The organism is Pseudomonas sp. P7779 (assembly GCF_013386315.1).
Classification (GTDB): Bacteria; Pseudomonadota; Gammaproteobacteria; order Pseudomonadales; family Pseudomonadaceae; genus Aquipseudomonas.
The window spans coordinates 65,642-78,385 of the sequence record NZ_JACARZ010000005.1; the positions used below are offsets into that span (position 1 = coordinate 65,642).

12 protein-coding genes are annotated in these 12,744 nt (G+C 61.8%); 3 read left to right on the plus strand and 9 right to left on the minus strand.

The genetic code is table 11. The features are described 5' to 3' along the window. The 3 genes from HX869_RS01915 to HX869_RS01925 form a co-directional block, all read right to left on the minus strand. On the minus strand, positions 1–1,065 hold the full coding sequence (locus tag HX869_RS01915; RefSeq protein WP_023659299.1) for a putative 2-aminoethylphosphonate ABC transporter ATP-binding protein: 1,065 nt from the start codon (positions 1,063–1,065) through the stop codon (positions 1–3). 241 nt (positions 1,066–1,306) lie between these two features. Further along, entirely contained in the window at positions 1,307–2,170 is an 864-nt protein-coding gene (locus HX869_RS01920) for a LysR family transcriptional regulator (protein ID WP_177041165.1), read from the minus strand. 16 nt (positions 2,171–2,186) lie between these two features. After that, positions 2,187–4,457, minus strand: a complete 2,271-nt coding sequence (locus HX869_RS01925) for a heavy metal translocating P-type ATPase (protein ID WP_177041163.1) — start codon at positions 4,455–4,457, stop codon at positions 2,187–2,189. An 85-nt stretch (positions 4,458–4,542) separates the two neighbouring features. On the opposite strand from HX869_RS01925, the gene cadR reads away from it, so the two are divergent. Continuing rightward, on the plus strand, positions 4,543–4,992 hold the full coding sequence (cadR, locus tag HX869_RS01930; protein WP_017476559.1) for a Cd(II)/Pb(II)-responsive transcriptional regulator: 450 nt from the start codon (positions 4,543–4,545) through the stop codon (positions 4,990–4,992). 125 nt (positions 4,993–5,117) lie between these two features. On the opposite strand, the gene HX869_RS01935 is transcribed toward cadR, so the two are convergent. From HX869_RS01935 to HX869_RS01945, 3 genes are all read right to left on the minus strand, one after another. After that, positions 5,118–5,951: a thymidylate synthase gene (locus HX869_RS01935; RefSeq protein ID WP_178902684.1), complete on the minus strand. Its 834-nt coding sequence runs from the start codon at positions 5,949–5,951 to the stop codon at positions 5,118–5,120. 51 nt (positions 5,952–6,002) lie between these two features. Further along, positions 6,003–6,815, minus strand: coding sequence for a prolipoprotein diacylglyceryl transferase (gene lgt, locus HX869_RS01940; protein ID WP_003213823.1), 813 nt, complete (start codon positions 6,813–6,815; stop codon positions 6,003–6,005). Between the two features lie 66 nt (positions 6,816–6,881). Continuing rightward, positions 6,882–7,664 carry a sulfite exporter TauE/SafE family protein gene (locus HX869_RS01945; protein WP_178902685.1) on the minus strand — a complete coding sequence of 261 codons (783 nt, stop codon included), beginning with the start codon at positions 7,662–7,664 and terminating at the stop codon, positions 6,882–6,884. Positions 7,665–7,753: 89 nt separating this feature from the next. On the opposite strand from HX869_RS01945, the gene HX869_RS01950 reads away from it, so the two are divergent. Then, the gene (locus HX869_RS01950; protein WP_178902686.1) at positions 7,754–8,500 is read left to right on the plus strand and encodes an NRDE family protein; all 747 of its coding nucleotides are present in this window, start codon (positions 7,754–7,756) and stop codon (positions 8,498–8,500) included. A 137-nt stretch (positions 8,501–8,637) separates the two neighbouring features. On the opposite strand, the gene ptsP is transcribed toward HX869_RS01950, so the two are convergent. Further along, positions 8,638–10,917 carry a phosphoenolpyruvate--protein phosphotransferase gene (gene ptsP / locus HX869_RS01955; RefSeq protein WP_003213828.1) on the minus strand — a complete coding sequence of 760 codons (2,280 nt, stop codon included), beginning with the start codon at positions 10,915–10,917 and terminating at the stop codon, positions 8,638–8,640. Between the two features lie 22 nt (positions 10,918–10,939). Beyond that, a complete protein-coding gene (locus HX869_RS01960; RefSeq protein WP_003176750.1) occupies positions 10,940–11,419 on the minus strand; it encodes an RNA pyrophosphohydrolase in 480 nt (159 codons plus the stop codon). Between the two features lie 143 nt (positions 11,420–11,562). Here HX869_RS01960 and HX869_RS01965 point away from each other — a divergent pair, with 143 nt between their 5' ends. After that, complete coding sequence (locus HX869_RS01965) at positions 11,563–12,219, plus strand: HAD family phosphatase (RefSeq protein ID WP_178902687.1); 657 nt, start codon at positions 11,563–11,565, stop codon at positions 12,217–12,219. 95 nt (positions 12,220–12,314) lie between these two features. Here HX869_RS01965 and HX869_RS01970 read toward each other — a convergent pair whose 3' ends face one another. Then, positions 12,315–12,728: a DUF2269 family protein gene (locus HX869_RS01970; protein ID WP_102370118.1), complete on the minus strand. Its 414-nt coding sequence runs from the start codon at positions 12,726–12,728 to the stop codon at positions 12,315–12,317. Positions 12,729–12,744 lie beyond the last annotated feature (16 nt).

The following is a 12,744-nucleotide window of genomic DNA, read 5'->3' on the forward strand; positions in this document are numbered from 1 at the left end:
TCAGGCAAACACCTGCAGGCTGCGCGGGGGCAGCGCGACCCAGATGTCCTGGGCGCCGAGGCGCGGCATGGCTTCCGGGGCCAGCTCGGCCAGCAGCGGATGGCCGGGCAGTTGGTCCAGCTCGAAGCTCATGCGGCAGCGGTTGCCGAGGAAAGTGATCTCGCGGACCTTGGCCGGGAACAGGTTTTCTTCATGCACTGGCGGGTTGACGCTGATGGCTTCCGGGCGGCAGAACAGACGGCCCGATTTCGCGACGCCTGCGTTGTCCGCCAGGCGCATGTTCATGCCGCCAACCTGTGCGTGGCTGGCGCTGTTGCGACTGAACGGCAGCCAGTTGCCCTGGCCGACAAACTCGGCCACGAACGGTGTGGCCGGACGGTCATAGATTTCCTGGGGCGTGGCGTACTGCTCGACCTTGCCGTTGTTCATCACGGCAATGCGGTCGGCCATCAGCATGGCCTCGTCCTGGTTGTGGGTGACCATCAGGGTGGTGATGCCCAAGCGGCGCTGCAATTGGCGCAGCTCGGTGCACAGATGCTCGCGCACCCGGGCGTCGAGGGCCGACATGGGTTCGTCCAGCAGCAGCAAGGACGGCGCCGGCGCCAGGGCGCGAGCCAGTGCCACACGCTGTTGTTGCCCGCCGGAAAGTTGGCCGGGGTATTTCTTTTCGCTGCCCACCAAACCCACCAGTTCGAGCATCTGCCCGACACGCTTGCGCACTTCATCACGGCCACTGCCGGTGAGGCCGTAGCCGATGTTCGCTTCGACGGTGAGATTGGGAAACAGCGCGTAGGACTGGAACAGAATGCCGTAGTCCCGAGCCTGGGGTGCCAGTAGGGAAACATCGCGGTCGCCGAGGTACAACTCGCCGCTGTCCTGGCGCTCCAGGCCGGCGATGCAGCGTAGCAAGGTGGTCTTGCCGCAGCCCGACGGGCCCAGCAGGCACACCAGTTCGCCAGCGGCGACGTCCAGGGACACGTTATCCAGCGCGGTGAAGGCGCCGAAGCGTTTCTGTACACCGCGCACCTTCATTGGCGCGCCGGGATTAGTCATGGCTGTGTTCATGGAGGCACCTCATCAAACTGATGAAGGTCATCCTAGGCAGGCAATGCGTCCCTCTTGTGGCAGAAAGGCAAAACGTGGCGATAGTGGTATTGGTGGATTTGGGTAGGGCTGGAAAGGGACGGTGACAGGGCTACCGCTTTCGCGAGCAAGCCCGCTCCCACATTGGATCGCATTCCAAACGTCAAACTCGGTCGAAGGTGGGAGCGGGCTTGCTCGCGAATGGCAAAGCCAGCGTAACACTTTAGATCGGAGACATTTCCTGGGCCAACCCCAGGAAAGCCGCCGGCAACCGGGCGCCCTTTCGCTCTTTGAGGCAGTACAAATACTCGGGAATCTGCGGCGCATTTTCGATGGTCAGCACGCGCAATTGCGGGTCGTGGGGCACTTCCTGGCGGGCAATGATGCTGATGCCGATATTGCGCAGCACTGCCTCACGGATCGATTCCCGGCTGCCGATCTCCAGCAACGGCCCGTAACTCACGCCGGCGCCCTGCAACATCTCTTCGGTCAATCGACGGGTGGTCGACCCCGGCTCGCGCATCAGCAAGGTATGCCCGGCCAGCGCGGTCAGCGGTACATGTTCAAGTACCGCCAGCGGATGATTGCGATGCACCGCCAGCACCAGCGGGTCCATGCCCAGTACCCGCCGGATCAGGCGCGGGTCTTCAAGCAATTGGGACGAGGCAGCGACGTCGACGCGGTAGTCATCCAGCGCTTCCAGCACCTGCTGGGAGTTGCCGATCTCCACCGAAACCTCGACCTGCGGCAGTCGCTCGCGGAAGGTCTTGACCAGGTCGAGGATGTAATAAGGTGCCGTCGCGGCAATCCTCAACGTGCCCTGCACCTGGCCACTGTTGCGCAGGAAAAACTCGATATCCGCCTCCTGCTGCAACAGCGCCTTGACCATCGGCAACAGCCGCGCGCCTTCGTCGCTGACGGTCAGGCGGCGCCCGCCACGGTAGAACAATTCCACCGAGTACTGGCTTTCCAGGTGACGAATCTGGGTGGTCACCGTGGGCTGGCTGAGCCCGAGCTTTTTCGCCGCCTGGGTAATGCTGCCCAGGCGGGCGACCATGTAAAACGCCTTCAGCTCGGCACTCAGCACACCACCCTCTCATCGACTATTTGCGCAGCAGGCGCAGACCATTGAATACCACCAGCAGGCTCACGCCCATGTCGGCGAACACCGCCATCCACATGGTGGCCATCCCAAGGAAGGTCACCGCGAGGAAGATCGCCTTGATCACCAGGGCCAGGGCGATGTTCTGTTTGAGGATACTCGACGTTTGCCGCGACAGCCGAATGAATGCTGGAATCTTGCGCAGGTCGTCGTCCATCAGGGCCACGTCGGCGGTCTCGATGGCGGTATCGGTACCCGCAGCAGCCATGGCAAACCCGATCTCGGAACGGGCCAGCGCCGGGGCGTCGTTGATCCCGTCGCCGACCATGCCGACCCGGTGGCCCTTGGCGTAGAGCGCTTCGATGGCTTGCAGTTTGTCGGTGGGCAACAAGTCGCCCTGGGCCTGGTCGATGCCCACCTGATCGGCGATCGCCTTGGCCGTGTGGGTGTTGTCGCCGGTCAGCATCAGGGTCTTGATGCCCAGGTCATGCAACTGCTGGATGGCTTCGCGGCTGGTGTCCTTCACGGTGTCGGCCACGGCGAACAGCGCCAGCGGGCCGGACTTGTCCAGCAGCAGGACCACGGACTTGCCTTGTTTTTCCAGGGCGAAGAGCTTCTTCTCCAGGGCCGGCGAGCACAGGTTCAGCTCTTCCACCAGACGGTGGTTGCCCAGGTAGTAGACCTCGCCATTGATTTCACCCTTCACACCGCGACCGGTCAGGGCCTCGAAGTTATCCACCGTGTGAACGGCGAGATTCTTATCCACAGCCGCGTTGGCGATGGCCAGGGACACCGGGTGATCGGAACGCCCGGCCAGACTGGCGGCCAGGGCCGGCGCGCTGTCTTCCATGTTCGGGAACAGCGCCAGGTAATCGGTTTGCACCGGTTTGCCGTGGGTAATGGTGCCGGTCTTGTCGAGGGCCAGGTAGTCGAGTTTGTAGCCACCCTCCAGGTACACACCGCCCTTGATCAGGATGCCTTTGCGCGCCGCGGCGGCCAGGCCGCTGACGATGGTCACCGGGGTGGAAATCACCAGTGCACATGGGCACGCGACCACCAGCAATACCAGTGCGCGGTAGACCCATTCAAACCACACACCGCCCATGAACAGCGGCGGAATCAACGCCACACCCAGGGCAAAGATGAACACCGCCGGGGTGTAGACCTTGGCGAAGGTGTCGACAAAACGCTGGGTTGGCGCACGGGCGCCCTGGGCCTGTTCCACGGCGTGGATAATCCGCGCCAGGGTGGAGTTGTTGGCGGCTGCAGTGACTTTGTATTCCAGGGAGCCGGCCTGGTTGATGGTGCCGGCGAAGACTTTGTCGCCCACGGTCTTTTCGATCGGCAGGCTTTCACCGGTAATCGGCGCCTGGTCGATGGTGGACTGGCCGGAGGTGACTTCACCGTCCAGGCCAATGCGCTCGCCGGGACGAACCCGCACGATGGCGCCCAGTTCAATGACTTTAACCTCCTGTTCAACCCAACTGCCATCTGCCTGACGGACCGTGGCCTGTTCCGGCGTCATCTGCATCAAGCCGCTGATGGCGTTACGTGCGCGGTCCAGGGACTTGGCCTCGATCAACTCGGCCACGGTGAACAGGAACATCACCATCGCCGCTTCCGGCCACTGGCCGATCAGGATCGCGCCGGTGACGGCGATGCTCATCAGGGCGTTGATGTTCAGGTTGAGGTTTTTCAGGGCGATCCAGCCCTTTTTGTAGGTGGTGAGGCCGCCGCTGAAGATCGAGATCAGCGCGACCAGGGCAATCACCCACGTCGGGGCTGCGTTGGTGAAGTGCAGCACTTCAGCACCCAGCGCGCCCACGCCGGACACAGCCAGCGGCCACCAGTGCTTCTTCGCCGGCGGCTCAGCCGGGGCGACGCCTTCTTCGATGGGGTCCGCCTGCATGCCCAGGGACTTGATGGCGTCGATGATCGGCGCGGTCGTCGGCAGGTCGTGAGTGACGCCGAGAATGCGGTTGATCAGGTTGAATTCCAGCTGCTGCACACCCGCAAGCTTGCCCAGTTTGTTCTGGATCAGCGTCTGCTCGGTGGGGCAGTCCATGGCTTCGATGCGGAAGGTGCTCAGCCGCGAGCCCGCTGTCGGGGCTTCGGTCAGCTTCACCAGCGCCGGCGCGGCCTTGCTGGAACAGCAGGAATCGCCATGGCTGCCATGGTCGTGCTTCTGCACAGGTTTGAGCTTGGGGCCGTGATCGTGCGCGTGGTCATGATCATGGTCGTGCTTGTGCGGGGTGTGGAGGGAATCGCTCATTCTGTCGCGTCCGTAAAGGTGCCTGTTGCCAAGTAAAGACCCTGTAGCCACTATAGGGTCAAGCATCCTTTTGGAGATTGCTGCGATGAAGATCGGCGAATTGGCAAAATTGACGGATTGCCAGGTGGAAACCATCCGTTATTACGAGAAAGAAGGCCTGCTGCCGCCGCCTGCGCGCAGTGACGGTAATTACCGGCTGTACACCCAGGCGCACACCGAACGGCTGGTGTTTATCCGCAACTGCCGCAGCCTGGACATGACCCTTGAGGAAATTCGCAGCCTGCTGGGCCTGCGTGACAGTCCTCAGGACCAGTGCGAAAGCGTGAATGCGTTGATCGACGAGCATATCCACCACGTCAAGGCGCGGATCGACGGGCTGCTGGCGTTGCAGGAACAGTTGCTCGACCTGCGCCAACGCTGTGGCGGCGGGCCGGATCTGGATCAGTGCGGGATTTTGCAGCGGCTGGAAGTCAGCGGGAGTGTCGCGGCCAGCGAGGCTGAGCCATCACATGTGGGCAGAAGCCACGGGCATTGAATGTGTACACAAAACAAATGTGGGAGCGAGCTTGCTCGCGAAAGCGGTGTGTCAGCCACTGAATGTGTTTCTGATACACCGTATTCGCGAGCAAGCCCGCTCCCACATTTGGACCGAGATCGCTTTTAGATCGCTACATCGGCCTTGATGCTCGGATCAGCGTCATAGCCCACGATTTCAAAATCTTCGAATTTGTAATCGTAGATCGACGCGGGTTTGCGCTTGATCACCAGTTCCGGCAGCTTCTTCGGCGTGCGCGCCAGCTGGGTCTGGATCTGTTCCATGTGGTTGCTGTAGGCGTGGGTGTCGCCCGTGGTGACGATGATCTCGTGAGGGATCAGGTCGCACTGCTGGGCCAGCATATGGGTGAGCAACGCCAGGGCAGCGGTGTTGTACGGCAGGCCGAGGAATACATCGGAGCTGCGGATGTACAACTGCATCGACAGATGACCGTCATGCACAAAAGCCTGGTACAGCAGGTGGCAAGGTGGCAGCGCTTGCTTGCCGTCCCGGGCGTTCTGCTGCGGGCTTTTGGTCTCGTCCGGCAGGTACTCGACGTTCCAGCCGTGAAACAGGATGCGGCGGCTGTTGGGGTTGGTCTTCAACGTCTCGACCATGTAGTCGATCTGGTTGATCTTGCCGCCGTCCTTGGTGGGCCACGCGGTCCACTGCTCGCCGTAAACCGGGCCCAGGTCGCCGTCTTCGGTGGCCCATTCGTCCCAGATACGCACGCCATTTTCGTTCAGCCACTGGATGTTGGTGTTGCCACTCAACATCCAGATCAATTCGTTGGCGATGCTTTTGAAGTGAAGCTTCTTGGTGGTCAGCAGCGGGAAGCCGTCGGCCAAGCTATGCCGAAACTGACGGGCAAACACGGCCTTGGTGCCGGTGCCGGTGCGGTCGCCCTTGGTCAGGCCATTGGTCACGACATCGTTCAGTAGTTCGAGATATTGCTTCATGTGTATACCTGTATCGTTGAAGCCGGGACCCTCGGGCCCCGGCGTTCGAGTTTAAAGCGCGGTGTTCTTGATGCCTTGCGGGCGATTGTAAGCCCACCACAGCAGGCCCAGGCCGGCGATGATCATCGGCAGGCTAAGAATCTGACCCATGGTCACCCAGCCCCACGCCAGGTAGCCCAGCTGCGCATCCGGCACCCGTACGAACTCGACGATAAAGCGGAAGATCCCGTAGAACAACGCGAACATCCCCGAAACGGCCATGGTCGGGCGTGGCTTGCGCGAGAAGATGTAGAGGATCAGGAACAGCGCCACGCCTTCCAGGGCGAACTGGTACAGCTGCGAGGGGTGGCGCGGCAATTGCGCCGGATCGCTGAACGGCGGGAACACCATGGCCCACGGCACGTCAGTCGGCTTGCCCCACAGTTCGGCGTTGATGAAGTTACCGATGCGCCCGGCACCCAGGCCAATCGGCACGAACGGTGCGACGAAGTCCATCAACTGGAAGAACGACTTACCGTTACGCCGGCCAAACCACCAGGCGGCGATCATCACCCCCACAAACCCGCCGTGGAACGCCATGCCGCCCTTCCACACCTCGAAGATCAGCGTCGGGTTGGCGATGTAGGCTGGCAGGTCGTAGAACAGCACATACCCCAGGCGTCCGCCGACGATGACCCCCATCGACATCCAGAACACCATGTCGGAGAGCTTCTCCTTGGTCCAGGTCGGGTCGAACCGGTTCAGGCGCCGGGAAGCCAGCAGCCAGGCACCGCCGATGCCGATCAGGTACATCAACCCGTACCAATGGATTTGCAGCGGACCGATGGCCACGGCCACCGGGTTGATCTGCGGGTAAGGCAGCATTGCGACTCCTCGTTAAATCAATAGTCATGGCGCATCGGACCATGCCGGTGCGCGATTAAGCCTGCGTTACAGCAAAAAATTCAGCCCTACGCAAAACAGCAGCCCGGCGAACAGCCGCTTGAGCAAGCGCGGCGACAACCGGTGCGCCAGGCGCGCGCCGAAACGGGCCGCCACCATGCTGGTCAGGGCGATGCCCAGCAGCGCCGGCAAGTACACAAAGCCGAGACTATGATCGGGCAGCAGCGGATCATGCCAGCCCAGAATTATGAAACTTAACGCACTGGCCAGGGCGATCGGCAAGCCGCAGGCCGACGAAGTGGCCACTGCCTGCTGCATCGGCACGCTGCGCCAGGTCAGGAACGGCACGGTCAACGAACCACCACCGGTGCCGAAAATCGCCGACGACCAGCCGATCACGCCACCCGCCAGGGTCAGGCCAAGCTTGCCCGGCACCTGGCGGCTGGCCTTGGGCTTGAGCTCCAGAGTCATCTGCACGGCGATCACCAGGGCGAACACACCGATGATCTTCTGTAGATGCGGCCCGGAGATCGCCTCGGCGGTCAGCGCGCCAACGCCCGCGCCCAGCAGGATACCCACGGCCATCCATACGAAGATCGGCCAGCGCACGGCGCCGCGCCGATGATGCTCACGCACCGCATTCACCGACGTGAAGATAATAGACGCCAGGGACGTGCCGACAGCTAGGTGGGTCAGCACCGCGGGATCGAAGCCCTGCAAGGTGAAGCTGAACACCAGCACCGGCACAATAATGATGCCGCCGCCCACGCCGAACAGCCCGGCGAGCATGCCCGCGCAGGATCCCAGCAGCAAATACAGCAGAAATTCCATGGGAGCCCCCGAAAACAGACCGGCATGTTAACGGATGCAAAGCACAGGGTTCTATGGGTAGAGTGGGCAAAACACAAAGGGATCGCCTTATGTGCCTGATTGTTTTCGCCTGGCGGCCGGGCCACGCCCAGCCGCTGATCGTCGCGGCCAACCGTGATGAATTTTATGCCCGGCCCAGTTTGCCGTTGGCCCAGTGGCTGGATGCGCCCCATGTTTACGCGGGCAGGGACCAGGAAGCGGGCGGGACCTGGCTGGGAGTTGGCGCAGACGGGCGCTTTGCGGCGCTGACCAATATCCGTGACCCGCACCAGCCGCCGGCGCGTAAGTCGCGGGGTGAGTTGGTGGCGCGCTTTCTCAGCGGTTCGCTGTCGATTGACGACTATTTGGCCGACGTTAATGGCAGATCGATTGAATATGCCGGGTTTAACCTGCTGGTCGGGACGCGGGACGAGCTTTGGCATTACAACGCCAAGGAATCTGCGCCGACACCATTGGTGGCGGGGGTTTATGGGTTATCCAATGCAGGGCTGGATACGCCGTGGCCGAAGTTGTTGAAGGCCAAGGCGGCGCTGGCGCAAGTGCTGGAAGATCCGCAGCCCGAGGCCTTGTTGGAGATTTTGAGCGATCCGCAGACCGCGCCGTTTGCTGACTTGCCGGACACCGGCGTGGGCTTGGCGACGGAGAGTCTGTTGTCGAGCGTGTTTATTGCCAGCCCCAGCTACGGGACGCGGGCGAGCACGGCGCTGATTGTGAATGCCGACGGGACACGGCATATCGTGGAGCGCAGTTTTGGGCCGTATGGCGGACAGTTGGGTGAAGTTGAACTCAAAATCTGAACCTCACGCAAATCAAATGTGGGAGCGGGCTTGCTCGCGAAGGCGGCGTGTCAGCCAATACATAAGCTGACTGATGCACCGCTTTCGCGAGCAAGCCCGCTCCCACATTTCGATTGGGGACAGGCTCTGAAATCCGGTTAGAGGCTCTTTGCAGACGCCGGGTTGATCATCCGCGCCAACCCAAGGTTCTTCAGCGCCAATTGCAGCGAGCTGTGGATAACTTGCGGGTTGTCGATAGTCATCAACTCCGCCAGCAGCTCCTTGGCCCGGCTCAGGTTGATCTGGCGCAGCATCCATTTCACCTTCGGCAAGTTGGTGGCGTTCATCGACAGGCTGTCAAAGCCCATCGCCATCAACAGTACGGCCGCCGCCGGGTCACCGGCCATCTCGCCGCAGATACTCACCTGCTTGCCTTCGGCATGGGCATCGCGCACCACGTTCTGCAAGGCTTGCAGCACCGCCGGGTGCAGGTAGTCGTAGAGGTCGGCCACCCGCGGGTTGTTGCGGTCCACGGCCAGCAGGTACTGGGTCAGGTCGTTGGAGCCCACCGACAGGAAGTCCACCTGCCGCGCCAGCTCTTTAGCCTGGTACACCGCCGCCGGAATCTCGATCATCACGCCAATCGGCGGCATCGGCACGTCGGCGCCTTCGTCGCGCACTTCGCCCCAGGCCCGGTGGATCAGGTGCAGGGCTTCTTCCAGCTCGTGGGTGCCGGAGATCATCGGGAGCAGGATGCGCAGGTTGTTCAGGCCTTCGCTGGCCTTGAGCATCGCGCGGGTCTGGACGAGGAAGATTTCAGGATGGTCGAGGGTAACGCGAATACCGCGCCAGCCGAGGAAGGGGTTGTCTTCCTTGATGGGGAAATACGACAGTGACTTGTCGCCGCCAATGTCAAGGCTGCGCATGGTCACCGGTAACGGATGGAAGGCGGACAGTTGCTCGCGATAAATCGCCAGCTGCTCCTTCTCACTCGGAAAACGCTGGTTGATCATGAACGGCACTTCGGTGCGGTACAGGCCCACCCCTTCGGCACCGCGCTGTTGTGCACGTGCCACGTCCGCCAGCAGGCCGGTGTTGACCAGCAGCGGTACGCGGTGGCCGTCTAGGGTCACGCAGGGCAGTTCCCGCAGGGCGTCGAGGCCCTGGGACAGCTGGCGTTCTTCTTCCACCACTTCGGCGTATTGCTTGCGCAGCACTTCGCTGGGGTTGGTGTAGACCTCGCCGTGGTAGCCGTCGACGATCATTTCGATGCCGTCGACCTTGGAATACGGCAGGTCCACCAGGCCCATCACCGTCGGAATGCCCATGGCCCGCGCCAGGATCGCGACGTGGGAGTTGCCCGAACCCAGTACCGAGACCAGGCCCACCAGTTTGCCTTCCGGCACTTCGCCGAGCATGGTGGCGGTCAGTTCTTCACTGATCAGGATGGTGTTGTCGGGGTACACCAACGTGGTCGAGCGCTCTTCCTGCAGGTAGGCCAGCAGACGGCGACCGAGGTCCTTCACGTCCGAGGCGCGCTCGCGCAGGTAGGCGTCGTCCATCAATTCGAAACGGTTGACGTGATCGGTGACCACCTGGCGCAGCGCGCCCTGGGCCCACTGGCCGGTCTTGATCACGTCCTTGACTTCGCTGCCCAGGGACGCGTCGTCGAGCATCATCAGGTACACGTCGAACAACGCCCGCTCTTCAGGCCGCAGCTGGGTGGCCAGCTTGGTCGAGAGGGTGCGCATGTCATTGCGTACGCCTTCGAGGGCGGTCTTGAACAGGATGATTTCAGCGTCGATGTCGGTGACGGTCTTGTCCGGCACCACGTCCAGGTCGGCGGGCGGCAGCATGACCACGGCGGTACCGACAGCAGCACCCGGCGAACCCGGCACGCCGACGAACTTGGCTTCCTGGATGCCCTTGCCCTGGCGCCCCAGGCCGCGAATCGAACCGGTGGCCTCGGCGTGGGCGATAACCCCGGCGAGCTGCGCGCTCATGGTCACGAGGAAGGCTTCTTCACCTTCGTCGAACTGGCGGCGTTCTTTCTGCTGGATGACCAACACGCCGACAACGCGGCGGTGGTGAATGATCGGCGCACCGAGGAACGAGGCGTAGCGCTCTTCACCGGTTTCGGCAAAGTAGCGATAACGCGGGTGATCGGCCGCGTTTTCGAGGTTCAGGGGTTCTTCACGCGTCCCCACCAGGCCCACCAGACCTTCATTGGGCGCCATGCTGACCTTGCCGATGGAGCGCTTGTTCAAGCCCTCGGTGGCCATCAGGACAAAACGGTTGGTCTCGGGGTCCAGCAGGTAAACCGAGCAGACCTGGCTGCCCATGGCTTCCTTGACGCGCAACACAATAATCCCCAACGCCGCCTTGAGATCCTTGGCGGAGTTAACTTCCTGGACGATCTTGCGCAGCGTATTGAGCATGGCTCGGGGTCGAACTCCGTCGTCAGTCGCGCGCTAAAAGGCGCGGGGCAAGCTCTTTAAGAGCGCGACGATAAACCTCGCGCTTGAATGTCACCACCTGGCCCAACGGATACCAATAACTGACCCAGCGCCAGCCATCGAACTCCGGTTTACCGGTCAAATCCATCCGCACCCGCTGCTCGTTGGAGATCAGGCGCAGGAGAAACCATTTCTGTTTCTGGCCGATGCACAGCGGTTGGCTGTGGGTACGCACCAGACGTTGCGGCAAACGATAGCGCAACCAGCCTCGGGTGCAGGCCAGAATTTGCACATCTTCACGTTCAAGGCCTACTTCTTCGTTCAACTCACGGTACAAGGCGTCTTCAGGGGTTTCGTCGGGGTTGATTCCGCCTTGAGGAAACTGCCAGGCATCTTGGTTGATACGGCGAGCCCATAGCACCTGTCCGGCATCATTCGTAAGAATAATCCCGACATTAGGACGGAAACCATCGGGGTCGATCACGGCAACAACCTCGCAAACGCATGTCACCGCATTGTTCCACAAAGATTGATACAGCGGCAACGAGGCTGCTTACCTTATGTGCACTCTTGTGAAAAGACCGTATTCTGGACGCCTTTTTACAGACTTTTCAGCGAGTAACTGCAATGCGCCTGGCTTTATTCGACTTGGACAACACGCTTTTGGGGGGTGACAGCGATCACGCCTGGGGCGATTACCTCTGTGAACGCGGGATTCTCGACGCGGTGGCCTACAAGGCCCGCAACGACGAGTTCTACCAGGACTACCTGGCCGGCAAGCTGGATAACGCCGAGTACCTGAACTTCTGCCTGGAAATCCTCGGCCGCACCGAGATGGCCCAGCTGGATGAATGGCATCGCGACTACATGCGCGACTGCATCGAGCCGATCGTACTGCCCAAGGCAGTTGAGTTGCTGGCCAAGCACCGGGCGGCGGGCGACAAGCTGGTGATCATCACCGCGACCAATCGTTTTGTGACCGCGCCGATTGCCGAGCGGCTGGGGGTTGAAACCCTGATTGCGACGGAATGCGAGATGCAGGATGGCCGCTACACCGGGCGCAGTACGGATATCCCGTGCTTTCGCGAGGGCAAGGTGACGCGCTTGAATCGCTGGCTGGAAGAGACCGGGTACAACCTGGAGGACAGCTACTTCTATAGCGACTCGATGAATGACCTGCCGCTGCTGGAGCAGGTGACGCATGCAGTGGCAGTGGATCCGGATCCGAATCTGCGGGCTGAAGCCGAGAAGCGTGGCTGGCCGGTGATCACCCTGCGCGGCTAAAGATCGTTCCCACGCTCCGCGTGGGAATGCATCACTGGACGCTCTGCGTCCGCTCTTGGGACGCGGAGCGTCCCGNNGAGCGTGGGAACGATCATCTAGACGGGCTTGGCACCCATTAACCCGGCAATCGCCACAAACCCCACCAGGCTCACCACCGCCAACGCCACGGTAAAGTTCAAACTCCCCGCCCCGCCCAGCCGCAGCCGATTAAGCCGCACCACCAGCCAGAACCAGCTCAGCGCCGCCACGGTGTAGATCACGCTGGAACCCAGGATCCAGGTTTGCCCCAGCGGCCAGCCGATCAGGTGCGCCAGCCACCAGCCGGTGAACGGCATGCTCACCACGCAAATGCCCATCAACAACCACACAAACACCCACGGCCGCTGCACGGTATAGGCCGGCCCCGCGCTGCGTTTGCGCCAGGCCAGCACTGCCAGGGCGAGGCCGCTGAGCAGCAGCAACACCGTGGCCGCGATGTGGATAACTTTAAGGGTGGTCAGCGTTTCCATGTTCTCGATTCCTTGA